Origin of the sequence: Hymenobacter jeollabukensis (assembly GCF_005771675.1) — a bacterium.
In the GTDB taxonomy this organism is placed as follows: Bacteria; Bacteroidota; Bacteroidia; order Cytophagales; family Hymenobacteraceae; genus Solirubrum; species Solirubrum jeollabukense.
Window position 1 is genome coordinate 477,222 of record NZ_VAJM01000004.1, and the last position, 21,065, is coordinate 498,286.

Sequence of the window (21,065 nt, forward strand, 5' to 3'; positions counted from 1 at the left end):
AGATAAGGTGAGAAAGAATCCGGATACGCGCAAATCAGTGGCACCGGACATCAAATACTTAAACCGGGTCTGGGGGCAGAAGGTTCGCCGCCGGTTTGGGGGGCCGGGAGCAGCAGCTGGCCGGCCGCCGGACCCAGGGCAAACAGCAGGTCCAGCACGCTCAGCCCGGGTACAAACGCCGCGCCAAAGCACTGCCGGTACGCCCCGCGCAGCCCGGCACCTGACGCAGTGTCAGGCAGCTCTTTGGGACTGAGCCAGTCGCGCCGGTCGAGCAGCTGCGCGGCGGGGTAGTGCGCGTGCCACTCCGGGGTAAACTCCACCGGCAAGGTCAGGCGCAGGCAGCGCAGGATCAGTTGGAGCAGGGCCAGGTTCAGGTCGAAGAGACGGTCGGGCTTGCTAACGAAGACGTCGTGAAAATAGTCGGCGTAGTAGGCGAAAAAAGAGCTGTTGCCGTAGGCTGTCTGCAGGGTGCGCCAGTGGCGGTGCACCCAGTTCTGGCGGTAATCTATTTCCAGCGCGTCGATGCGCACCTTCTCGCTGCGGTTGCCGTCGATGACGGGCACGGTGAGGGGCTGCACGCCCTGGGCGGTTAGCACAAGGCAGCGGTTGCGGTAGGTTTGCTTGTGGTAATGCTCATGGCGCTCCAGCAGCAGGCGGTCGGCCGTCAGCAGCTCGGCGAAGAAAGCGGCTGGTGGGCAGTAGGGCAGCTCGAAGAGGACGGTGGACATTGTGGCAGGTTTGGCTACTCGGGCGGAAGTGGTTCTACGACGCAAAGTCGTAGGCCCCCTTCCGTAGAATGACGGCAAAGGTGGGAAATGCAGGGTGCTTATTGGATGGCGAATAGATGAGCCGCACCCATTGAGCGTTCAACTTCAGCAACGGCGGTAGTAGCACGACTTGGAGCCGTACTGCCATTTAGGGCACTTCGGCGGCATTTTTGCGTTGTAGGCGCAGTACCTTTCCGCACCACTGCATTTCTATGCCCATACGTCCGCGCTTCCTGCTGCCCCTGCTGCTGTTATTGCTGACTGCCCTGTCAGTTTCCGCCGCCACGCCCACGCTGTTGCTCGATGTGGCCCGCTTCCGTCCGCTGGCAGCTGGCAACAGCTACGAGGTGGAACTGTACGTGACCGTGCCGGGCAACGGCCTGACCTATATCAAGCGCACCCGCGACACCTACCAGGCCGGCGCCACCGTGGCGCTGCAGGTGCTCGGGGCTGATGGGCGGGCGGTGCATTCGGAGACGATTACGCTGAAGCCGCCGGTCATCAGCGACACCACTATCGGTATTAAGAACCCGCAGAGCTTTCTGCGCCGCCTGACCCTGCGCGGCGGGCAGTACACCATCAAGGCCGAGCTGAAGGACATGTACCGCAAAACGGCGGGCACCTTCAAGGTGGAGGAGCCGCTGGCGTTGGATATGTCGGCCACGGCGCCGGTGCTCAGCGACATCGTGTTTCTGGCCAAGGCAGCCGGCAAAACCACCGAACAGAACAACTTCACCCGCGGCGGCTACTCGTTGGTACGCACGCCGGCCGGCAACTACGGCCGCGGCGCCGACCAGCTCTACTTCTACCTGGAGCTGTACAACGCCCCGGCCGGGCAGCCCCTGACGCTGCACTACCACGTGGAGTCGGCCGAGGGCTTCGCGGCGGATGCCGACGCGCCGCTGGGCCAGGCCAAGGCCGGGCGGCCGACGACGGTGGCGGGCGAGCTGCCGCTGGGCGGGCTCAGCCAGCTGGGCGTGGAAACCGACGGCACCTACGCGCTGACGGTGGAGGTGCGCAGCGGCAAGAAAGTGCTGGCCTCGCGCAAGGGGCAGTTTGTGCGCACCCGGCAGGAGTACGCGCCGGCGGGTGCATCTTTGCCGCGATGAATACCGCCGCAAAACCGGCCGTAAGGCCTTTTTCCTGGTATTACCTGCCCTTGCAGTGGCTGCTGCTGGGGCTGGCCCGACTGCCGCTGCCGGTGCTGCACCGCCTGGCCGACGGGCTGTATCTGCTGATGCGCTTCGTGCTGAACTACCGGCAGCGGGTGGTGCTGGAAAACCTGCGCAACTCGTTTCCGGAAAAGCCAGAGGCCGAAATCCGGCGGCTGCAGCATGGCTTCTACCGCCACTTCGCCGACGTCATCGTGGAAATTCTAAAGCTGGCGGCCATCAGTCCGGCCGAGATGCGGCGGCGCGTGCAGATTCGCAACCTGGAGCTGTTTGAGCGGCATTTCGCGGCCGGGCGCACCGTATTGGCGCTGGGCTCGCACATCGGCAACTGGGAATGGATTCTGCCGGCAGGCGCGGTGTACTTCCCCGGCAAGGCCGACGGCGTGTACAAACCCCTGCACAACCCGTTTTTCGAGGACTTCATGCTGCGGCTGCGGACCCACACCGGCGCCCGGCTCATCCCCATGCGCGACACCCTGCGCGACATGCTGCGCCTGCGCGGGCAGCCCCGCAGCCTCTCCATGCTCTCGGACCAAAGCCCCGGCGGCCTGGAGCAAACCTACTGGACCGATTTCCTGCACCAGGACACGCCCTTCTACACCGGCGCCGATAAACTGGCGGCCCAATTCGGCTGCCCGGTGCTCTACGTGAACATCGTGCGCCTGCGCCGCGGCTACTACGAAATCGTGGTGGAGGAACTGCACGACGGGCAGACCCCGCTCGACAAGCAGGCCCACGTCGTCACCGAGCAGTTTGCCCGCCGCGTGGAGCGCGACATCCGCGCCCAGCCCGCCGACTACCTCTGGTCGCACCGGCGGTGGAAGCACAAGCGGTGAAATAGGGAGGTGGTGAACTGGTGAGTTTGACGTTCAGGCAATTCGAACGTCAAACTCACCAGTTCACCACCTCCCTATTTCACCAACTCACAGATACTGCTCGATGTCCCCGGCGCCCTGGCGGATGACTTCGAAGTCCTCGGTGGTGCAGTCGATGACGGTGCTGGCTACGTTGTTGCCGTAGCCGCCGTCGATGACCAGGTCCACGAGCGGGCGGTACTTCTCGAAAATCAGCTCCGGGTCGGTGCTGTACTCAATCAGCGTGTCGTCGTCGTGAATGGATGTGCTGACGATGGGGTTGCCCAGCTCCCGCACCAGGGCCAGGCTGATGGCGTTGTCGGGCACGCGGATGCCGACAGTTTTGCGCTTCACGCCGCCGTACTTGGGTGCCTTGGCGCTGGCTTCGAAGATGAAGGTGAAGGGCCCGGGCAGCGCCTTCTTGAGCAGCTTATACACCGGCGTGCTGATGCCGTGGGCGTAGTCGCTGATGTGGGAGAGGTCGGAGCAGATAAAGGACAGGTTGGCCTTTTCGGGCTTCAGGCCGCGGATGCGGCAGAGCTTTTCGACGGCGCGCTGGTTGGTGATGTCGCAGCCCAGGCCGTAAATCGTGTCGGTGGGGTAGATGATGATGCCACCTTGCCGCAGCACGTCCACGGCTTGCTGAATCTTGTTCTGGGGCGGATTGTCGGGGTGAATGCGCAGCAGGGTAGCGGCCATAGGATGTCGGCGGGCAAAGGTGAATGAAAGGGCGGCTTAGTTACACAATCTAGGTATGACGCGCAAGCGGGCCGCAGAGTTGCCAATGATTGACGGAGGGAACGAGCGAATGATTGAATCCAGACCGGAAATCAATCATTCGCTCGTTCCCTCCGTCAATCATTGCGGCGGGTTGTATTTTTGAGCGAACGAGCCAGCCAGATAAAGTCTGCCGCCCGCCCGTTTGTTTGTCATTCGCCCCATTTTATGCCAACTCCTGACGAGTACCGCGCCCGCGCCACCCGCCGCCGAAACCGCTTTGCCTACCCGCTGGGCATCTTCGGCATCCTGCTGATTACCTTTTCCTACTACGCCTACCAGATCATCTACACGCCGAACGTGGAAACCCACGGCCGGCCCACCTACGTGGTGGTGCGCCCCGGCGAGTCGGCCAAGGCCGTGCTCGACAGCCTCGACCATTCGGGTGCCATCATCGACAAGCTCAGCCTGCACTTCGTGGCCCGGCTGATGAAGTACGACAAGCTGGTGAAGCCCGGCCGCTACGAGCTGAAAGACGGCTACACCAACCGCCAGCTCATCAACGACCTGCGCCGCGGCATTCAGGCCCCAGTGAAGCTCACCTTCCAGAACATCCGCCTGCGTCAGGATTTGGCCCGCAAGCTCAGCCAGAGCTTCGCCGCCCGGCCCCAGGAATTTGACTCCCTGCTCCGCAGCAACGCCTACGCCGCATCCTTGGGCTTCAAGGACACCACCCAGCTGCTGACGATGTTCATCCCGAACACCTACGAGCTGTACTACACCACTGCCCCTCGGAAGGTGCTCAGCCGCATGAAGGAGGAGTACGAGAAGTTCTGGACGCCCGCCCGCGACGCCAAGGCCAAGGCCCAGGGTCTGAGCCGCGCCGAAGTGAGCACCCTGGCCAGCATCGTGGAGGCCGAGCAGCAGCAGCACCCCGACGAGCGGCCCCGCGTAGCCGGCGTGTACCTGAACCGCCTCAAGCGCGGCCAGAAGCTGCAGGCCGACCCGACGGTGGTGTACGCCAACGGGGACTTCGGCATCCGCCGGGTGCTCAACGTACATCTGCAGAAGGACTCGCCCTACAACACCTACAAGTACGCCGGCCTGCCGCCCGGCCCCATCAACCTGCCCAGCATTGCCAGCATCGACGCGGTGCTCAACCCCGAGCAGCACAACTACTACTACTTCTGCGCCCGCGAAGACTTCAGCGGCTACCACGCCTTTGCCAGCACCGAGCGAGAGCATATCCTGAACGCCCGTCGCTACCAGGCCGCCCTGAACCGTAGCGGAATCATGAAATAAATGTGCTTCGCTTCGCTAATGTGGGAAATGTGCTGATGTGCTAAGAGGTCAATGCACCTACTACCCCAGCCTCTGTTTCCCTGTTCATTAGCACATCAGCACATTCAACCACATCAGCACATTAATTAAAATGTATCAATCCGACGTCCACATCCGCGTCCGCTACGCCGAAACCGACCAGATGGGCTACGTGTACCACGGCAACTTTGCCGCGTACTTTGAAGTGGCCCGCACCGAAGCCTTCCGCCAGCTCGGCATCAGCTACAAGGAAATGGAGGCCGAAGGCGTGGGCATGCCGGTGGGCGAGCTGCGCATCAAGTTCAAGCGCCCCGCCCGCTACGACGACCTGCTGCGCGTGCGCATGATGCTGCGCGAAATGCCGCAGGGCTCCCGGGTGCTCTTCGAGTACGAAATCTACAACGAGGCTGACGAGCTGCTCACCGAAGGCAGCACGCTGATGGTGTTCGTGAACGGCGCCACCGGCCGGCCCACCGCCATTCCCGGCCACGTACTCGACAGCATCCGGCCGTATTTTGGTTGATAGTGTTTGAGTTGTCAGCTGTCAGTTACGAGTTGTTAGTTCGTGCTGACGTTGCTACCTGACAACTGATAACCTGCAACTGACAACTCGCTCCCATGGACCTGCCCGACCGTTACCGCAAAGCCCTGATTCTGCGGCGCCGCCGCACCTATCGCCGCTTCATTCAGTGGCTGGAAGGGTTCCGGCTGCGCGGCGGGGCGTCGGTGTACGATGTGGTCGACCGGGTGCTCTACGAGCTGCGCTTCGACTCGCTGACCAAGCGCAGCTCTTACATGGCCTTCAACTTCACGGTGGCCGTGTTTCCCACGATTATCTTCCTGTTCACGCTCATTCCGTACATCCCGGTGCCGGGCCTGAACATTGACATCCTGCAGTTTCTGGGCGACATCATGCCCCGGGAAATGTACGCCGCCACCCGCGACACCATCGACGACATCGTCAACATTCCGCACGGTGGGCTGCTCTCGTTCGGTTTTGCTACCGCCCTGGTGCTCAGCTCCAACGGCATCATGGCCCTGCTCGATGCCTTCGACAAAAAGCACGGCATCTTCAAGCGGCGTAGCTACCTGCACAAGCGCCTTATTGCCACGGTGCTGACGGTGGTGCTGTCCCTGGCCCTACTGGTGGCCGTGGCCAGCCTGTTCTTCGGTACTTACATCATCGACGCGCTGGTGTACTACGAAATCGTGCCCGAGCGCCTCACCGAATTCATGATTACGGTGCTGCGCTACGGCTCCGTCATCGGGCTGTTTCTGTTCGTCACCTGCCTGATTTATTACTACGTGCCGGCCGTGCAGGACCGGTGGCCCTTCCTCTCGGCCGGGGCCGTGGTGGCCACCATTCTCATCCTGCTGGTGTCCCTGCTGTTCGTGCTCTACATCAAGATTTTCGACAGCTACAACCACTTCTACGGCTCCATCGGCACGCTCGTGGGTTTCATGGTGTGGCTGGACTTCGTGTGCATGACGCTGATTCTGGGCTTCGAAGTCAACGTGAGCGTGGATGCCGTGACCGGGCGCGGCAAAATGCGGCCGGAAGAAGCCGCGGCCCCGAAATCCTGAAAAAAATAGTGGCCTGAAAGCCAAAGTGCTGCGCTCCTTGAGCGCCATGTCGCGAAAAAAAGTTGGGCGGCGGGCTTGCATCAGCTGATTCGGCCTTCTACTTTTGCCATCCCAAACCACTCGATTTGGGCTACAGAGAGGTGGCAGAGTGGTCGAATGCGACGGATTCGAAATCCGTTATACCTGCAAGGGTATCGGGGGTTCGAATCCCCCCCTCTCTGCGAAAAGGCTTTTCCGGGTCACCGAAAAAGCCTTTTTTTGTGAATACCGCCACAGAGGAGTGGCAGAGTGGTCGATTGCGGCGGTCTTGAAAACCGTTGAGGGTAACACCTCCGGGGGTTCGAATCCCTCCTCCTCTGCACCAAAAAAGCCCGTTCCTGCCGCAGGAACGGGCTTTTTATTTTGTCTATGGCGTCGATATTATTTATCTGCCCATAGGCTTTTCGGCTACTCCTGGGCTTCCGGATGTAGCTCCTCCCGGCCCCGGCGGCACCTGCTGATACATTGCGCGAGGCCGTCGGGGCGACTGGCGGATCAGGGCGGAACGGCCGCAAGCCCCGGCCGGCCAACCCGGAAAGCGGATTCAACGGTAAACAATGCGGCTATTCGCCAATTTCCTACTCCGATGAAGAACTTCCTGATGCTCCCGTTGGCCGCCAGCCTGCTCGTTGGCTGCCAGCAGACGCCCACTACCGAAAATCCGCCCGTGGTGCAGAACGCGCCCGCCCCGACCAGCACCGGCGCCGCCACCGAAGCCGACGCCCACGTGGCGCTGGCCCGCTACCTGCAGCAGCAGCCTGAAGCCAATCTGTACGTGGTCGACTCGGCCCGTTTCGTGGAAGTCGATGCGCTGTGGCAGGCCCTGGTACCGCGCACCGACTGGGCCAAGCGCATGCCCAACCGCGCCGCCTTCGAAATCGACAAGCTCACGGGCGAGGTGCGCCCGCTGCCGGTGCGCTAGCTGGTGGGGCCCGCGTCGGTGCGGGCTTCCAGGCTGGCCTGCACGCTGGCTTTCACGGCCGAGAGCAGGTCGAGGCCGGTAGCGGCTTCGATGGCGTCGACGGATGTGCGGTAAGTGCCCCAGCTGCTGCTCAGGCCGTTGTCGTTGGGCGTATCGATGGCAATGACGCGGGTGCCGGCCTCGACGCGGGCGGCGTCGTTGCTGCCTGCGGGCAGTACCACCACCACTTTCCAGAAGCGGGCGGGCACCGCCACGCGGCCCTGGTCGGTGGTGGTGGCGTAGCCGTTGGAGCCGGTGCCGCCCGCGCCGTAGGAGCCGCAGACGACGTACAACTCGTTGCCCTGCCCGACGAGCGTGCGGCAGTATTCCTCCAGCGCGGCCCAGGTGCGCTGGTTGTTGTTGGGGGCCTGCGGGGCCATGTTGGTCATCAGGAAAGTCACCGAGTTATCGGCCACCGACTTGGTGCGGTCGGCCGAGGGGCAGTGGTGGCCGCGGTCGAAGCCCGAGCCCTGGTAGCTGCTGGCCGTGGGCTGATACCAGCCGGCGGGCAGCGCGGCGTCGGCCCGAAAGTCGTCCTGCCGGGCGGCGGTGCCCAGCCAGTCGGCGCTCAGGTGCCAGCTCACCCAGTTCGGAATGCCCCGGTCGCGGTGGTAGCTGAGGGCGTACTGGGGCTTGTCGAGCAGGTAGTTGCGCGTATTCGCGGCGTCAGCGGTGGCGCCGCTGGGGTTGCCCAGGGTCAGATGCTCGCCAAACACCGGGGAGGGTGTGGGCTTGTCGTCGGCGCAGGCGCCGAGCAGTAGCAGCGGCAGGGCCGCGGCTGCGAAACGAGGAAAGGCAATAGGCATGAGGATGGTAGGAGCGGTGTGGCACAAAGGTCGACAGCCGGGCAGCAAGGCCGCCGCGCAACGGCGTGGTAAAGCGGCCAGTTACGGGTTTACCCGGATAGATTCCGTAGATGTACGGACAAGAATCGTCCCACTTTGAAACTTTCTGCGCCGCCGCGCGGTATCTTTGCCAGCCCATTTATTCCGCCGTCCACCGTTTGCGCATGTCCGATCTGCTCTTCGACGTCAACCTGCAGCAGTTGCCGGATGATTTCCTGACCGGCGCCTGGCACGTCGCCGATCGGGTGCTGAACCGCACGGACCCCGGCAGCGCGCTGGCCCAGGCCACCCAGCTGCGGCTGGAGCCCGGCCACCTGCAGGTGCAGACCCCCGACGCCTCGGCCCAGAACGGGCAGTGGTCGGTGCAGCGCGACGCGCTGCTGCAGCGGCCTTACCTGGAGATTCAACTGGCCGAAGAACGCACGCGTGCCCTGATTACGCGCCTGCGCCGCTCGGCCGACGGCCTCACCAGCCAGCTTAACCTATATTTCCTCTCGGGCATGGAAGTTCTCCTGACCCAGCCCTGAGCGTGCCCGTTTCTGCCTTACCACCCATGCTAACGCCCGACAACCCGACCCTCCCGACCAGCTATGAGCGCCTGCAAGCCGCCGTTGAAGCCGCCGGCGTGGGCACCTGGGACTTCAATCCCCTCACCGGCGAGCTGCTGTGGTCGGCCCGCTGCAAGGAGCTGTTTGGCCTGCCGGTTACCGAAGACGTGGATTACCCGCGCTTCCTGGCCGGCCTGCACCCCGACGACCGCGCCCGCACCGATGCCGTGGTGCAGCAGGCCCTGGACCCGCGCGGCTCGGGCGAGTATGACATCGAATACCGCACCGTGGCGCCCGACGGGCAGGTGCGCTGGCTGCGCGCCACCGGCCGCGCCTACTTCGACGCGAGCCGCACCCAGGCCGTGCGCTTTATCGGCACCATCAGCGACATCAGCCAGGCCAAGCGCCGCGACGAGGAGTACCGCTTCGTGGTGGAGTTTATTCCGCAGATGGTGTGGCTGACCGACCCGGCTGGTTTTCACACTTTCTTCAACCAGCGCTGGATCGACTACACGGGCTACACCGTGGAGCAGAGCCGGGGCACCGAAATGTGGAACAACCTGCTGCACCCCGACGACCAGGAGCGCGCCCGGCAGGTGTGGGGCCACTCGCTGGCCACCGGCGACGACTACGAAATCGAGTACCGCTTCAAAGGGCGCGACGGGCAGTACCGCTGGTTTCTGGGGCTAGCCAAGCCCATCCGCGACGAGCAAGGCCAGATTGTGCAGTGGTTTGGCACCTGCACCGACATTGCCGAGCAGAAAGAAATGCAGGAGCGCATCGAGCGCGCCTACGCCGACCTGGAAGCCAAAGTGACCTTCCGCACGCTGGACCTGGAGCATCAAGTGCAGGAGCTGAAGCAGCAGCTCGGTCAGGCCTGAGCACTGCCATTTAATAAGGATAACCAACCGGCCGGCGCCTCACCTGGGGCGCCGGCTTCGTTTTGTAGCTTGCCGCCGACCATTACGCGCCTTGCTATGACTACCCCCGACATTTCGACCCCGACCCCGCAGGATACGGCCGCGGCGCGGCAGCAGGAGCGGAAGTTTCTGGAAGGGCCGCGGGCGCGCACCAACGAGCTGAAGTTCCTGCTGGTGGTGCTCTGGGAGTTTTTCCGCGGCATCCGCACCCTGCACTTCGTCGGGCCGTGCGTGTCGGTGTTCGGCTCGGCGCGGGTGGCGCCGGGCACGCCCTTCTACGAGCAGGCCCGGGCGCTGGGCGCGGGTCTGAGCCGGCTGGGCTTCACCATCCTGACGGGCGGCGGGCCGGGGCTGATGGAAGCCGCCAACCGCGGCGCCCGCGAAGCCGGCGGCCTTTCGGTGGGCCTGAACATTCTGCTGCCCCAGGAACAGGCGCCCAATCCCTACCTCGATAAGTGGCTGACCTGCCGCTATTTTTTCGTGCGCAAGGTGCTGCTGGTCAAGTATTCCTACGCCTTCGTCATTATGCCCGGCGGCATCGGCACCATGGACGAGTTCTTCGAGGCGCTGACGCTGATTCAGACCGGCAAAATCCAGGACTTTCCGGTGGTGGTGGTAGGCCGGGCGTACTGGGCGCCGCTGACCGCGCTGCTCGAGCAAATGGCCCAGCACCACACCATCTCGGCCCGCGACCTGAACCTGCTCACCTACACCGACTCGGTGGAAGAGGCCCTGGCCCACATCGAACGGCACGCCGTGGAGCGGTACAAGCTGCGCACGCGCGCCAAGCCCCGGCGGCGCTGGTGGCTCGGCGAGTGAGGGCGCTTGCAGCCCCGGCGCGGCCGGCGGTGTCAGTAGCGCACTGAACCCTGCCGGCCTGGGCCGGTTTGCCAGGTATGAACAAGCTCCTCCGACTCCTCGCGTTGCTTCTGCTGCTGGCCGTGGCCCCCGTCGCCTGGGCCCAGCAGGTGCGCGTGGTGAAGCTGCCCGCCCTGCAACAGCTGCTGCAGCGCCCCACCGATACCACCTACGTGGTGAACTTCTGGGCCACCTGGTGCAAGCCCTGCATCGAGGAGCTGCCGCACTTCGAGCAGCTGCGCGCGAGGTACGCCCGCCAGAAGGTGCAGGTGCTGCTGGTGAGCCTGGATTTCCCCTCGAAGCTCGACGCCAAGGTGCGGCCCTTCGTGCAAAAGCAGGGGCTGAAGTCGCGGGTGTGGCTGCTGAATGAGACGGACCAGAACGCGTACATTGACGCCATCGACCGGCAGTGGTCGGGGGCCTTGCCCTTCACGCTGGTGCTGAATAACGCCCGGCAGCGGCGGCAGCGCTTCGAGCAGCCGCTCACCCTGGCCGAGCTGGAAAAGGCCGTCGTGGCCGCGCAGGCGCCATAGTGTTTCTGATGTTCACCTTTTTCCTCGTCTACGCATGAAAAAGTCCCTTTTCCTCCTGTTTGCGCTGCTGGCCGTGGTTCTCACCGTCGGCACCGCGTTCCGTTTCGCCCCGGCCGAGGGCGGCTACCAGGTCGGCGACAAAGTCGCGGACTTCAAGCTCAAGAACGTCGACGGCAAGCTGGTGTCGCTGAGCGGCAACGCGGCCGCGAAGGGCTACATCGTGGTGTTTACCTGCAACACCTGCCCCTACGCCAAGGCCTACGAGGACCGCGTCATGGCCCTGAACCAGAAGTACGCCGCCCAGGGTTACCCGGTGCTGGCCATCAACCCCAACGACCCGCAGGTGGCCCCCGGCGACTCCTACGCCGACATGCAGAAGCGCGCCAAGGACAAGCAGTACGCCTTCCCGTACCTGCTGGACGAAACGCAGGACGTGGCCCGCAGCTTCGGCGCCACCCGCACCCCGCACGTGTACGTGCTGCAGCGCGCCGGCCAGGACTTCAAGGTGGCCTACATCGGGGCCATCGACAACAACACCGAGGACGCCAAAGCCGCCACCCAGCGCTACGTGGAGGACGCCATGACCCAGCTGCTGGCCGGCCAGGCCGTGCAGACCAGCTCGACCAAGGCCATCGGCTGCACCATCAAGTGGAAGAAGAAGGCGTAACGGCCTGCACCCTGAAACGCAAAGAGGGGCCGATGAAGCAGTAGTTCGTCGGCCCCGCTTTTTTGCGTGCCAATCGGCTTATTTCACCACCAGCGCACCGCGCAGCATGCCCATTCCGCAGGTAAACTCGAAGCGGCCGGGCTGCCGGGGCAGCAGCTCGATGCGGGTGGTCTGGAAGGCCGGCAGCGCGCGGCGCAGGTTGAAATCGGGGAAGACGACCTCCTCGGAGCAGTCGGCGTCTTCGTCGCGGTAGAAGCTGAGCTGCACCGGCCGCCCGTGCTGCACCTCGATGACGGCCGGGGAGTAGCCGCCCTTCACCGTTACGGCCACTTCCTGCACCCCGCCCGCCGTGGCAACGGCGCTGACGGCGTCTTCGCGGGATGAAAAGAAGAAGTACCAGACGACCAGCGCGGCCAAGATCAGTCCGCCGGCGGTGACGATGATTTCGATGAAGTCCATAGAGCGGTGCGAAGGGCGCGGGATTGTCGAATGAGCAGCAAAGAACAACGCCGGCTTAGCGCGGCCGGAAGCTGCGCAGCCGCAGCGAGTTGGTGAGCACCGATACCGAGCTGAGGGCCATGGCCCCGGCGGCCAGCATCGGCGAGAGGGTGAGGCCGAAAAGCGGGTAGAGCAGCCCGGCCGCAATCGGAATGCCCAGGGTGTTGTAGACGAAGGCGAAAAACAGGTTCTGGCGGATGACGCCGATGGTGCGCCGCGACAGTTCGATGGCCGTAACTACGCCTTGCAGATCGGAACGCATGAGGGTGATGCCGGCGGCTTCCATAGCCACGTCGGTGCCCGAGCCGATGGCCAGGCCCAGGTCGGCCCGGGCCAGCGCGGGCGCGTCGTTAATACCGTCGCCGACCATGGCCACCACCCGGCCCTCGGCCTGTAGCTCCTGAACCTTGGCGGCTTTGTCCTGGGGCAGCACCTCGGCGAAAAAGCGCCGGATGCCCACCTGCGCGGCCACGCGGGCAGCCGTGTGCTGGTTGTCGCCGGTCAGCATCACCACTTCCAACCCCAGCTGCTGCAGCCGCCGCACCGCCGCCACCGATGACTCGCGCAGGGTATCGGCCACGGCCAGCAGCGCCACGGCCCGCCCGTCGACGGCGGCGTAGAGCACCGTGTTGGCCTCGGCCTGCAGCTGCTCGGCTTGCCGGCTCAGCTCCGGGCTCAGTTCGATTCCATGTTCCTGCAACAGGCGCCGATTGCCGATGAGCACCTGGGCCCCGGCCACCGTGGCGCCGGCCCCGCGGCCCTCGTAGGCCCGAAAATCGGTCACGGCCGGCAGGGGCTGCGCGTCGGTTTGCGCGGCGGCGTAGCGCACCACGGCGTCGGCCAGCGGGTGCTCCGACTGCCGCTCCACGGCGGCCAGCTGCCGGAGCAGGGCGGTTGGATCCGCTACGTCGGCAGCGGGCAGGTAGGTCGTTACGCTGGGCTCCCCGCGGGTGAGGGTGCCGGTTTTGTCGAGCAGCACGGTGGTGACCTGGTGGGCTTTTTCTAGGGCTTCGGCGTTGCGCACCAGCACGCCGTATTCGGCGCCCTTGCCGGTGCCCACCATAATGGCCGTGGGCGTGGCCAGGCCCAGCGCGCAGGGGCAGGCAATGATGAGCACGGCCACGAAATTGCTCAGGGCCAGCGGCAGGCGGGTGGCCACCGGCGCCAGATCAAACCAGAGCACGAAGGTGAGCAGGGCAATGACCACCACCGTGGGCACGAAGATGGCGCTGACGCGGTCGGCCAGGCGTTGAATGGGGGCGCGGGAGCCCTGCGCGTCCTCCACCAGCCGGATGATGTGGGCCAGCATGGTATCGGCGCCTACCTGCGTGACGCGGAAGCGGAAGGCGCCGGTTTTGTTGAGCGTGGCCCCGTACACCGCCGCGCCGGCTCGTTTTTCCACCGGCAGACTCTCGCCCGTCAGCATGCTTTCGTCGACGGCGGAATGACCGTCGACGACCACACCGTCGGTGGCCACTTTCTCGCCGGGGCGCACCAGCACTACGTCGCCAGGCTGCACCTGCTCGATGGGCACGTCGGCCTCGGTGCCGTCGGGGCGGAGCAGGCGGGCGGTGCGGGCCTGCAGGCCGATGAGCTGGCGAATGGCGGCCGAGGTGCGCGTTTTGGCGCGCTGCTCCAGCACCTTGCCCAGCAAAATCAGCGTGATGATGGTGGCGGTGGTGTCGTAGTAGACCTCGGCCGCGAGGCCCCGGGCGGTGAACAGGCCCGGCGCCACGGTGGCGGCCAGGCTGTAGAGAAAGGCCGCGCCGGTGCCCACGGCCACCAGCGTATCCATGTTGGCGGCGCGGTGGCGGAAGGCGTTCCAGGCCGAGGTGTAAAACTCCCGCCCGCTGTAGAGGAGCACCGGCAGGGTGAGCAGCAGCAGCGCGTAGTTGGCCGCCGTCATGGGCACGCGCATCATCACTGCCGGCAGCATCAGCAGCATGGAAGCGGGCATAATGACGAGCGTCAGGCCCAGCGCTACCTGAAAGCGGCGCTTCAGGCGGGCGTAAGCGGCGGCTTTCTGCGCATCCAGCTCGGCCGTGCGCTCAGCAGCCGATACCGTGGGCGCGGGCAGCGCGGCCACGCCGTAGCCGGCATTGACCACCGCGGCGGTGAGGCCGGCCCGGTCAACCTGCGCGGGCTGGTAGTCGACGGTGGCTTTTTCGGTGGCCAGATTCACCACGGCGCGCTGCACGCCGGGCGTACGCGTCAGGGCCTTTTCCACGAAACGGGCGCAGGAGGCGCAGGTCATGCCCTCGATGTCGAGGGTGGCGGTTTGGGTGGGCGAAGTGAGGGTGTGCGGTTCCATAAAATCAGGCGGGAAACCGGCCCGGTGGGGCGGGCAAGCAAAGCATCAGCGCGGCGGCGTGGAGAGCCGGCGGCGGACAATACAAAGTACGGCCCGATGTCAGCGGGCGGCGGTACGAAATCAGGCCCGGCGGCGTACGGGATTTGGCCCGCTGGGCGCCGTGGGTGCAGAATCCGGGCCCGGGCCGTACGCAATTCGGGGGCGCGGCGGTGCTGGGCCGGCGCGCCCTACCTTTGCCGGGCGGGAATCAACCGGCCCGCCGCATTGTCTCTGCCGATATGAACAAGCTCTTCACCCTGCTGGTTGCGGCCAGCCTGCTCACCGCCTGCAACAGCAAGCCCACCAACGAAGCCGAAACGCCCGCCGCGCCCACCGCTGCTACCGCCGATTCGGCCACCATCCAGCAGCCCACCGACGAAGTGGCCCGCCCCGAAACCGAAGGCGGCACCGGCGACCAGACCAACCTCGGCACCACCACCTACGTGTGCCCCATGGGCTGCGAGGGCAGCACCAGCACCAAGCCCGGCAAGTGCCCGGTGTGCGAAATGGACCTGGAAAAGAAAGGCTAAGCCGGCATCTGGCACGGGCTCGGGTTGAATCTTGTACCAACCCAAGGCGCGGTACGGGGGTAAAACGGGACAAGCGTCATTTTTCGCTTGCCTAACCCCCACAACCCATGCACCAGCAAAATCAAACCCTCCTGCAGGCCCTCAACGCCTGCGTGGCCGCCTGCGAACATTGCGCCTCCGCCTGCCTGCAGGAAGCCGACGTGCAGATGATGGTGCGCTGCATCTCGCTCGACCGCGACTGCAGCGACATCTGCGCCCTGACGGCCCGCCTCGTGGCCCGCGGCTCGGCGCACGCCGCCCACCTGCTGCGCGAGTGCGCCGAAGTGTGCCGCCTCTGCGCCGCGGAGTGCGGCCAGCACCAGCACGAGCACTGCCAGCAGTGCGCCGAGGCCTGCCGCCGCTGCGAAGAAGCCTGCCGCGCGGGCCTGGCCGCGTAAGCAGTAACGCCCGTCATCCTGAGCAACGCGAAGGACCTTCTTCGCACCCCGCACCGCCGCTGCCTACGAAGTGCAGATGCTTTCTGGGAAACGCAGCAACAGTAAAAGCGCAGCCACTTTGCCCTTACGATTGGGTGTTGGTGGCTGCGCTTCTTAGTTGGTGCAGGGTTCGAGCAAGGTCCTTCGCGTTGCTCAGGATGACAGTCCTTCCCGTTTAGCACCAGCCAAACCAACGCCGCCCGGCGCTACCGGAGTAACCAAGAAACTCTCTCACCAATATCCTGAACACTGCTGAGCGAGCCACCGGGCTGCGCGGTTTGAGGCGGGTTAGTTGAACGACACCTGGTACTGGGCCACCACGACGCCCCGGTCGCTGGTGCGGTTGAATTTTCCGTCGCCGGCGGGGGTGAAGATGGGGCGGTTCTGGTAGGCCACGGTGAGCTTGGAGGTGTGGCCGGCCAGCAGCCAGTTCACGCCCACGTCGTAGTAGTTCATCGGGTCGTGCAGGCGCTGGTAGCGGGCGTGCTCCAGGCTCAGGTAGGGCATGAAGGTGGTCGAGCCCAGCAGGTTGTCGGGCAGCTTGTAGCCGAGCTGCGCGTACACCACGTTGCCGGTGCCGTAGGCGGGCCAGCCGTTGCCACCGTTGTTGAGGGTGCTGGTGCCCGGGGCTATGCCGTTGGTCGGGCTCAGCGGGGCCGTGTTGCGGATGTAGTTCGGGCCGTAGTCGAGGTGGTAGAAGGCGGCGTAGGCGTTCAGGGCCTGCCCTTTATCAGCTGCCCCAATGGGCGCGTCGTAATAGGCATCGACGGCCCACTGCCTCATGGCCACCTGCACCGTGTCGGGGCCGGTGGCGGCGCCGCCAATGGCGCCCGGGCGGTACCACATGGCCCGGGGCTGCACGATAAAGCCGGCGCCGAGGTTGAGCACCCGCTTTTTGCCCAGGTAGGTGCCAGCGTTGTAAGGCGTCAGGTTGCTTTCTTGGTCCAGAAACTGCCACTGCAGGTAGCCCTGGTACTGGGCCCGCGGCGCGAGGCTGGAAAACGCGGCCACGCCCACGGCCGGAGCGTTGACGGGCACGATGAGCGGCTTGCTGATGGCCAGGCGGTAGTCCAGCTTGCTGAGCTTGCCCTTGGCGTAGATGCTCAGCTTGCGCCCGAACTGGTCGTTCACGTCGTTGGTGGTTTCGGCTACCAGCGGCAGGTCGAGGCCCATGATGGAGCCGGTGGACGAGGCCGTGAAACGCGACAAGCCGTTCCAGGCGCCCAGGCCGGTGCCCAGCACAAGCTTGGTTTTCACCACGGCGTACTCGCCCACCGCGTCGTGCAGGAAGAAGAACTGCTTCCGCTCGGAGAGGTAGCCGAAGTTGTTGATACCGATCTGCGAGTAGATGAACACGCGGTCGGTGAGCTGCCCGTAGAACTGGATGCGGAAGCGGCGGATGGCCGCGTCGAGGGTGTGCGGCTCGTTGCGGCCGTTGATGCGTGAGCCAGGGTTGTTCTGGTTGTAGCGCACCCAGGCCTGGTTGAGCAGGGTCAGCTTCACGTAGCGGCTGGCGTCCTCGTTCAGCGGCAGCTTGCCCTCCTTCAGCGGCACGATGGCGGGCGTGGTGGGGGCCTGCGGCGTGGGCGAGGCCTGGGCAGTTTGGGTATCGGAGGAGGGTGGGGGAGTGGTCTGGGCTTGGGCGCCAACCGGGCCGGCCAGCGAAACCGCGGCCAGGGCGGCGGCGCGCCACCAATTCTGCGACATGCAAAACGGGATAAGGTGAGAAGAATCAAACGCCGGCAGCGGCGTCGTCGAACGGGCGGGCAGGGCCCAAACCGGCCGCTGGGCACGCCCCGGCCGCGTGAGCGGCTGCTGAACGTACGGCGAAGCGGCCGTTGCCGCCACGAAAATATTGTAAGTAGCGCCCACGAATCCTGTACCGGCCGCCCGGCACCCGGCCGCTAGCTTTGTTGTTACCCCGGCAGCCCCGCGTTCGGGCTGATTTCAAGCGGATTCCCTTTTTTATGAAAACCCTGCGTTTTACCACCACCATCAACTGCCAGAACTGCGTGCGCGCCGTCACGCCCGTGCTCAACGAGCTGGCCGGCCCCGGCCACTGGCAGGTCGACACCGCCAACCCGGAGAAAGTCCTGACCGTGCAGTCCGACACGCTCACGCCCCGGCAGGTCGTGGCCGCCGTCGAGGAAGAAGGCTTCGAGATAAAGGAGGCGTAGGCTCGGACTCTGAGAAGTGACGTCAATCCAGAACGTCGACCTCCGGTTCGGCTGCGCCTCGGGATGACGGGCAACTTATCCCCTTTTACTTGTTGCCTGTCATCTCTTTCCGCCGGCTGGCCGGCCGCGGGTGGCGCTTGTTGTCCCACGAGATGTAACCGCCGAACCGCAGCGCGCCCGGCATACCCAGGGTGATGTAGCGTGGCAGGTGCGTGGCTTGGGGCGGGCAGTCAGGCGGGAGCGGGGAGGGTATTGCCCGGCGGTACGGCAACGCCCCGGCCCGGTTTGCCGTTTGGGCCCCTGAGGGCGCCGCTGCCGCCGCCCGTTCCGCCTATGTTGCTCCGCCTTCTGCTGGTGCTGCTGCTCGCCGCGCCGCTGCCCGCCACCGCCTATTCCGTGCTCACGCACCAGGCCAACGTCGATACCTGCTGGCGCCGCTGCCTGCGCCCGCTGCTCGATCAGCGCTACCCCGGCGCCACCCCCGAGCAGTGGAAGGAGGCCAAAAGCTACGCCTACGGCGGGGCCATCGTGCAGGATATGGGCTACTACCCCTTCGGCTCCAAGCTCTTCACCAACCTCACCCACTACGTGCGCTCCGGCGACTTCGTGCGCAACCTGCTGCTCGAAGCCAAGGACCGCAACGAGTACGCCTTTGCCCTCGGGGCCATGGCCCACTACGCGGCCGACATCAAGGGCCACTCCGAGGGCACCAACCGCGCCATGGCCTCGGTGTACCCCGAGCTGGGCGCCAAATTCGGCCCGTCCGTGACCTACTTCGAAGCGCCCATTCAGCACACCCAGCTGGAGTTTGCCTTCGACGTGGTGCAGCTGGCCGCCGGCCGCTACCGCTCCGATACCTACCACGACTTCATCGGCTTCCGCGTGAGCAAGGACGTGCTGGAGCGGGCCTTTCTCAAGACCTACGGCCTGGAGCTCAAGCAGATTGTGGTAAACCTGGACGTGAGCGTGGCCACCTTCCGCTTCGCCGTCAGCCAGCTGATTCCGACCGCTGCCCGCGCCGCCTGGCACGCCGAGCGCGACAACATTCGCAAGCTGGACCCGCGCGCCCGCCGCCGCGACTACCTCTACCGCCACAACGAGCACCGCTTCCGCCAGCAGTACGGTACCGGCTACGACAAGCCCGGCTTCGGGGCCCGCGTCATGGCCAAGTTCATCAAGGTGCTGCCCAAAATCGGCCCGCTGCGGCCCTTTGCCTTCAAGCTGCCCACGCCCGAGGCCCAGCGGCTCTTCAAGCAGAGCTTCAGCGACGTAATGACCGAGTACTGCCGCCTGCTCACCGAAACGCGCGCGGCCCAGGCCACGTACCCGGCCGCCCTGCCCAACTTCGACTTCGACACCGGCAAGCCCACCAAAGTGGGCGAATACGGCTTGGCCGACGAAACCTACGGCGAGTGGGTACGCAAGCTGGAAAAGGACAAGTTCTCGAACGTGACGGCCCCGGTGCAGGCCAACATCCTGGCCTTCTTCGGTGGGGCCGACAAACCTCCGCAGGCCGAGGAAGAAAAGGAGAAGAAAACCCTGAAGGAAACCCAGGACGCGCTGCAACAGCTGCGGACGCTGGCACCGCCGAAGCCGTAGCCGAAAGGGAACGGGCGGCTAAGCCAGCACAAGCGTGGGTAGCCATGAACCTGTCGCGCTGCATACGCCGCACAGCAGGCGTGTTTATCGGAGCGCTTCAGTCCTGCCGTAGCAGCCACTGCACGGCCGGGCCCTCGTCGATGAAGGTGCTGAGGCGGTAGGGCTGCGCGGGGGCCTGGGCCGCGGCGGTAGCGTCGCGCAGGCCCGCGTCGCGGCGCAGCTCGTGGGCCCGCATGGGCGAGAGCAGGTAGGCCACGTGCAGCGTAGCCGGCGCCAGGGCCGCGGCGGCTTCGGGCAGCAGGTGCTGCGCCACCCAGCCGGAAGAGGCCGCATCCAGCTCGGTGCGGCGGCGCACATCTACCAGCCAGCGGGTGGCCTGCCGGGCCACGCCCAGGGCCAGCGCCGCCCGGAAGCCCTGCTGCAGTTCCTCAAACGTGACGGCCCGCAGCCAGCGCACGGCCAGCGTCTGCAGGTCGGGGCGGTAGGAGAGGTCGAGGAAGTCGAAATCGGGGCTGGGCGCGACGGAGCTCATGCCACAAACTTACAACGTCGGGGGCCTTCGGGCCCGCCCCGGCCGCCGTGGCCTACCCGCCGCGCGACACCCGGGCGTCGCGCGGCCCAAAAAACGCGCGCAGCGGCGGATCAGGCTTGCATCGGCGCGCTTTTCTGCTAATATTTCTGCCCCTTACCCCGCTCTATCCGCTTGGCCCGAGCCCCTTTACACACCGCGCTTACCCCGCCCCGGCCGCCTGTCTTTTTCCCACCATTCTTACCCCTACTGCCGTGTACGACGAACGGTACGACAACCATTTCCGGCGCATTTAGGCCTCGCGCGACGCTTTCGCGGACTTCGCCGATTTCACTCTGGAGGCCCTGGTGCTCAGCGCCACGCCCAAGCTGCTGCGCGACGAGCGCGCCGCCCTGCAAGCCGCCCTCGACCGGTTTCGCGGCGGGCTGAGCGGGCGCGCCTCCGGCAGCGGCCAGCGCCAGAGCGGCACCCAAACCGAGGACCAGGCCTTTGCCGCCCTCAAAGCCCAGGTGCAGGCCACCGACCAGAAGCTGCTCGGGCCGCGCTTCTACGACCACCCGGCCGAGAAGGCCCGGTTCTACCCCGACAAGCTGAGCGGCCTCACCCAGGCCCCCAAGGCCAAGCGCCTCACCCGCTTCACCGCCTACGTGAAGCAGCTGGAGGGTCACGACGAGGCCGCCATCCAGGCCGCCGGGCAGCAGACCCGCGCCCTGCTCGCGGCCTACACCGCCGCCACTGCCGCCAAAAACCAGGGCGCCAAGGCCGTGAAGGACACCATCAGCGCCCTCGGCCCCGACGCGCTGGCCCTGGCCGACGCGCTGTGGAGCGTGCATTGCACCGCGCTGTACGTGCACCGCCAGGAGCCCGCCAAAGCCCCCACCTACTTCGACTACACCAAGCTGGGTAAGCGCAACGCACGGCGGCCCGCAAGCCCACGTCTCCCGCTAGGCCGCTGGCCAACTAGCCCCTGCACCGGTGCAGGATGCTTCGGAAGCCCTTCGGATACCTCTTGTACTGGTGCAGGACCAATTTAACCCTTCTAGGTGTATAGTCCCAGGGTGTCGTGGTGTACCTTTTGACGCTACTTACCGCACGGCCCTATGGGACAAATACTCCACGGC

23 protein-coding genes and 2 tRNA genes are annotated in these 21,065 nt (G+C 65.4%); 18 read left to right on the top strand and 7 right to left on the bottom strand.

Annotated features, from left to right (window positions below):
* Nucleotides 1–50: 50 nt before the first annotated feature.
* Nucleotides 51–728 (bottom strand): WbqC family protein, encoded by a 678-nt coding sequence (locus FDY95_RS12095; RefSeq protein WP_138078015.1) that lies wholly within the window; start codon nucleotides 726–728, stop codon nucleotides 51–53.
* A 251-nt stretch (nucleotides 729–979) separates the two neighbouring features.
* Between FDY95_RS12095 and FDY95_RS12100 the strand changes: the two genes are divergently transcribed.
* Together FDY95_RS12100 and FDY95_RS12105 are read left to right on the top strand one after the other, a co-directional pair.
* Entirely contained in the window at nucleotides 980–1,876 is an 897-nt protein-coding gene (locus FDY95_RS12100; protein WP_138078016.1) for a hypothetical protein, read from the top strand.
* Nucleotides 1,877–1,926: 50 nt separating this feature from the next.
* Nucleotides 1,927–2,775 (top strand): lysophospholipid acyltransferase family protein, encoded by an 849-nt coding sequence (locus tag FDY95_RS12105; RefSeq protein ID WP_246074008.1) that lies wholly within the window; start codon nucleotides 1,927–1,929, stop codon nucleotides 2,773–2,775.
* An 87-nt stretch (nucleotides 2,776–2,862) separates the two neighbouring features.
* Here the strand turns inward: FDY95_RS12105 and FDY95_RS12110 are convergent, their stop codons facing one another.
* Nucleotides 2,863–3,492: an L-threonylcarbamoyladenylate synthase gene (locus FDY95_RS12110; RefSeq protein WP_111478793.1), complete on the bottom strand. Its 630-nt coding sequence runs from the start codon at nucleotides 3,490–3,492 to the stop codon at nucleotides 2,863–2,865.
* Nucleotides 3,493–3,738: 246 nt separating this feature from the next.
* Between FDY95_RS12110 and mltG the strand changes: the two genes are divergently transcribed.
* From mltG to FDY95_RS12140, 6 genes are all read left to right on the top strand, one after another.
* Complete coding sequence (mltG, locus tag FDY95_RS12115) at nucleotides 3,739–4,812, top strand: endolytic transglycosylase MltG (RefSeq protein ID WP_138078017.1); 1,074 nt, start codon at nucleotides 3,739–3,741, stop codon at nucleotides 4,810–4,812.
* A gap of 130 nt (nucleotides 4,813–4,942) precedes the next feature.
* Nucleotides 4,943–5,353 (top strand): acyl-CoA thioesterase, encoded by a 411-nt coding sequence (locus FDY95_RS12120; protein WP_138078018.1) that lies wholly within the window; start codon nucleotides 4,943–4,945, stop codon nucleotides 5,351–5,353.
* A gap of 95 nt (nucleotides 5,354–5,448) precedes the next feature.
* Complete coding sequence (locus FDY95_RS12125; RefSeq protein WP_138078019.1) at nucleotides 5,449–6,414, top strand: YihY/virulence factor BrkB family protein; 966 nt, start codon at nucleotides 5,449–5,451, stop codon at nucleotides 6,412–6,414.
* Between the two features lie 134 nt (nucleotides 6,415–6,548).
* Nucleotides 6,549–6,635 (top strand) — tRNA-Ser (locus tag FDY95_RS12130).
* Nucleotides 6,636–6,688: 53 nt separating this feature from the next.
* Nucleotides 6,689–6,773, top strand: a tRNA-Ser gene (locus tag FDY95_RS12135).
* Between the two features lie 266 nt (nucleotides 6,774–7,039).
* Nucleotides 7,040–7,375 carry a hypothetical protein gene (locus FDY95_RS12140; protein ID WP_138078020.1) on the top strand — a complete coding sequence of 112 codons (336 nt, stop codon included), beginning with the start codon at nucleotides 7,040–7,042 and terminating at the stop codon, nucleotides 7,373–7,375.
* On the opposite strand, the gene FDY95_RS12145 is transcribed toward FDY95_RS12140, so the two are convergent.
* A complete protein-coding gene (locus FDY95_RS12145; RefSeq protein ID WP_138078021.1) occupies nucleotides 7,372–8,220 on the bottom strand; it encodes a DNA/RNA non-specific endonuclease in 849 nt (282 codons plus the stop codon). The genes FDY95_RS12140 and FDY95_RS12145 overlap by 4 nt on opposite strands.
* Before the next feature lie 203 nt (nucleotides 8,221–8,423).
* Here FDY95_RS12145 and FDY95_RS12150 point away from each other — a divergent pair, with 203 nt between their 5' ends.
* From FDY95_RS12150 to FDY95_RS12170, 5 genes are all read left to right on the top strand, one after another.
* Nucleotides 8,424–8,786 carry a hypothetical protein gene (locus tag FDY95_RS12150; RefSeq protein WP_138078022.1) on the top strand — a complete coding sequence of 121 codons (363 nt, stop codon included), beginning with the start codon at nucleotides 8,424–8,426 and terminating at the stop codon, nucleotides 8,784–8,786.
* Nucleotides 8,787–8,812: 26 nt separating this feature from the next.
* Nucleotides 8,813–9,688 carry a PAS domain-containing protein gene (locus FDY95_RS12155; RefSeq protein ID WP_138078023.1) on the top strand — a complete coding sequence of 292 codons (876 nt, stop codon included), beginning with the start codon at nucleotides 8,813–8,815 and terminating at the stop codon, nucleotides 9,686–9,688.
* Nucleotides 9,689–9,784: 96 nt separating this feature from the next.
* A complete protein-coding gene (locus FDY95_RS12160) occupies nucleotides 9,785–10,546 on the top strand; it encodes an LOG family protein (protein WP_138078024.1) in 762 nt (253 codons plus the stop codon).
* 77 nt (nucleotides 10,547–10,623) lie between these two features.
* A complete protein-coding gene (locus tag FDY95_RS12165) occupies nucleotides 10,624–11,118 on the top strand; it encodes a TlpA disulfide reductase family protein (protein ID WP_138078025.1) in 495 nt (164 codons plus the stop codon).
* 34 nt (nucleotides 11,119–11,152) lie between these two features.
* Nucleotides 11,153–11,785 carry a thioredoxin family protein gene (locus FDY95_RS12170; RefSeq protein WP_138078026.1) on the top strand — a complete coding sequence of 211 codons (633 nt, stop codon included), beginning with the start codon at nucleotides 11,153–11,155 and terminating at the stop codon, nucleotides 11,783–11,785.
* 78 nt (nucleotides 11,786–11,863) lie between these two features.
* Here FDY95_RS12170 and FDY95_RS12175 read toward each other — a convergent pair whose 3' ends face one another.
* Entirely contained in the window at nucleotides 11,864–12,244 is a 381-nt protein-coding gene (locus tag FDY95_RS12175; protein ID WP_138078027.1) for a cupredoxin domain-containing protein, read from the bottom strand.
* Between the two features lie 55 nt (nucleotides 12,245–12,299).
* Nucleotides 12,300–14,594 (bottom strand): heavy metal translocating P-type ATPase, encoded by a 2,295-nt coding sequence (locus FDY95_RS12180; protein WP_138078028.1) that lies wholly within the window; start codon nucleotides 14,592–14,594, stop codon nucleotides 12,300–12,302.
* A gap of 278 nt (nucleotides 14,595–14,872) precedes the next feature.
* Here FDY95_RS12180 and FDY95_RS12185 point away from each other — a divergent pair, with 278 nt between their 5' ends.
* On the top strand, nucleotides 14,873–15,163 hold the full coding sequence (locus tag FDY95_RS12185; protein WP_138078029.1) for a heavy metal-binding domain-containing protein: 291 nt from the start codon (nucleotides 14,873–14,875) through the stop codon (nucleotides 15,161–15,163).
* Nucleotides 15,164–15,270: 107 nt separating this feature from the next.
* Complete coding sequence (locus FDY95_RS12190; RefSeq protein ID WP_138078030.1) at nucleotides 15,271–15,600, top strand: four-helix bundle copper-binding protein; 330 nt, start codon at nucleotides 15,271–15,273, stop codon at nucleotides 15,598–15,600.
* Nucleotides 15,601–15,927: 327 nt separating this feature from the next.
* Here FDY95_RS12190 and FDY95_RS12195 read toward each other — a convergent pair whose 3' ends face one another.
* The gene (locus FDY95_RS12195; protein WP_138078031.1) at nucleotides 15,928–17,346 is read right to left on the bottom strand and encodes a hypothetical protein; all 1,419 of its coding nucleotides are present in this window, start codon (nucleotides 17,344–17,346) and stop codon (nucleotides 15,928–15,930) included.
* 260 nt (nucleotides 17,347–17,606) lie between these two features.
* On the opposite strand from FDY95_RS12195, the gene FDY95_RS12200 reads away from it, so the two are divergent.
* Entirely contained in the window at nucleotides 17,607–17,816 is a 210-nt protein-coding gene (locus FDY95_RS12200; protein WP_138078032.1) for a heavy-metal-associated domain-containing protein, read from the top strand.
* Nucleotides 17,817–18,149: 333 nt separating this feature from the next.
* Nucleotides 18,150–19,415, top strand: a complete 1,266-nt coding sequence (locus FDY95_RS12205) for a zinc dependent phospholipase C family protein (protein WP_138078033.1) — start codon at nucleotides 18,150–18,152, stop codon at nucleotides 19,413–19,415.
* A 97-nt stretch (nucleotides 19,416–19,512) separates the two neighbouring features.
* On the opposite strand, the gene FDY95_RS12210 is transcribed toward FDY95_RS12205, so the two are convergent.
* Nucleotides 19,513–19,947, bottom strand: coding sequence for a hypothetical protein (locus FDY95_RS12210; RefSeq protein WP_138078034.1), 435 nt, complete (start codon nucleotides 19,945–19,947; stop codon nucleotides 19,513–19,515).
* A 344-nt stretch (nucleotides 19,948–20,291) separates the two neighbouring features.
* On the opposite strand from FDY95_RS12210, the gene FDY95_RS12215 reads away from it, so the two are divergent.
* A complete protein-coding gene (locus FDY95_RS12215) occupies nucleotides 20,292–20,978 on the top strand; it encodes a hypothetical protein (RefSeq protein WP_138078035.1) in 687 nt (228 codons plus the stop codon).
* The last annotated feature ends 87 nt before the right edge of the window (nucleotides 20,979–21,065 follow it).

What these genes read in the sequence shown, in the direction of transcription:
- FDY95_RS12095 (WP_138078015.1), bottom strand. Translation starts at nt 728, where the DNA reads ATGTCCACCGTCCTCTTCGAGCTGCCCTACTGCCCACCAGCCGCTTTC.
- FDY95_RS12100 (WP_138078016.1), top strand. Translation starts at nt 980, where the DNA reads ATGCCCATACGTCCGCGCTTCCTGCTGCCCCTGCTGCTGTTATTGCTG.
- FDY95_RS12110 (WP_111478793.1), bottom strand. Translation starts at nt 3,492, where the DNA reads ATGGCCGCTACCCTGCTGCGCATTCACCCCGACAATCCGCCCCAGAAC.
- mltG (WP_138078017.1), top strand. Translation starts at nt 3,739, where the DNA reads ATGCCAACTCCTGACGAGTACCGCGCCCGCGCCACCCGCCGCCGAAAC.
- FDY95_RS12120 (WP_138078018.1), top strand. Translation starts at nt 4,943, where the DNA reads ATGTATCAATCCGACGTCCACATCCGCGTCCGCTACGCCGAAACCGAC.
- FDY95_RS12125 (WP_138078019.1), top strand. Translation starts at nt 5,449, where the DNA reads ATGGACCTGCCCGACCGTTACCGCAAAGCCCTGATTCTGCGGCGCCGC.
- FDY95_RS12140 (WP_138078020.1), top strand. Translation starts at nt 7,040, where the DNA reads ATGAAGAACTTCCTGATGCTCCCGTTGGCCGCCAGCCTGCTCGTTGGC.
- FDY95_RS12145 (WP_138078021.1), bottom strand. Translation starts at nt 8,220, where the DNA reads ATGCCTATTGCCTTTCCTCGTTTCGCAGCCGCGGCCCTGCCGCTGCTA.
- FDY95_RS12150 (WP_138078022.1), top strand. Translation starts at nt 8,424, where the DNA reads ATGTCCGATCTGCTCTTCGACGTCAACCTGCAGCAGTTGCCGGATGAT.
- FDY95_RS12155 (WP_138078023.1), top strand. Translation starts at nt 8,813, where the DNA reads ATGCTAACGCCCGACAACCCGACCCTCCCGACCAGCTATGAGCGCCTG.
- FDY95_RS12160 (WP_138078024.1), top strand. Translation starts at nt 9,785, where the DNA reads ATGACTACCCCCGACATTTCGACCCCGACCCCGCAGGATACGGCCGCG.
- FDY95_RS12165 (WP_138078025.1), top strand. Translation starts at nt 10,624, where the DNA reads ATGAACAAGCTCCTCCGACTCCTCGCGTTGCTTCTGCTGCTGGCCGTG.
- FDY95_RS12170 (WP_138078026.1), top strand. Translation starts at nt 11,153, where the DNA reads ATGAAAAAGTCCCTTTTCCTCCTGTTTGCGCTGCTGGCCGTGGTTCTC.
- FDY95_RS12175 (WP_138078027.1), bottom strand. Translation starts at nt 12,244, where the DNA reads ATGGACTTCATCGAAATCATCGTCACCGCCGGCGGACTGATCTTGGCC.
- FDY95_RS12180 (WP_138078028.1), bottom strand. Translation starts at nt 14,594, where the DNA reads ATGGAACCGCACACCCTCACTTCGCCCACCCAAACCGCCACCCTCGAC.
- FDY95_RS12185 (WP_138078029.1), top strand. Translation starts at nt 14,873, where the DNA reads ATGAACAAGCTCTTCACCCTGCTGGTTGCGGCCAGCCTGCTCACCGCC.
- FDY95_RS12190 (WP_138078030.1), top strand. Translation starts at nt 15,271, where the DNA reads ATGCACCAGCAAAATCAAACCCTCCTGCAGGCCCTCAACGCCTGCGTG.
- FDY95_RS12195 (WP_138078031.1), bottom strand. Translation starts at nt 17,346, where the DNA reads ATGTCGCAGAATTGGTGGCGCGCCGCCGCCCTGGCCGCGGTTTCGCTG.
- FDY95_RS12200 (WP_138078032.1), top strand. Translation starts at nt 17,607, where the DNA reads ATGAAAACCCTGCGTTTTACCACCACCATCAACTGCCAGAACTGCGTG.
- FDY95_RS12205 (WP_138078033.1), top strand. Translation starts at nt 18,150, where the DNA reads ATGTTGCTCCGCCTTCTGCTGGTGCTGCTGCTCGCCGCGCCGCTGCCC.
- FDY95_RS12210 (WP_138078034.1), bottom strand. Translation starts at nt 19,947, where the DNA reads ATGAGCTCCGTCGCGCCCAGCCCCGATTTCGACTTCCTCGACCTCTCC.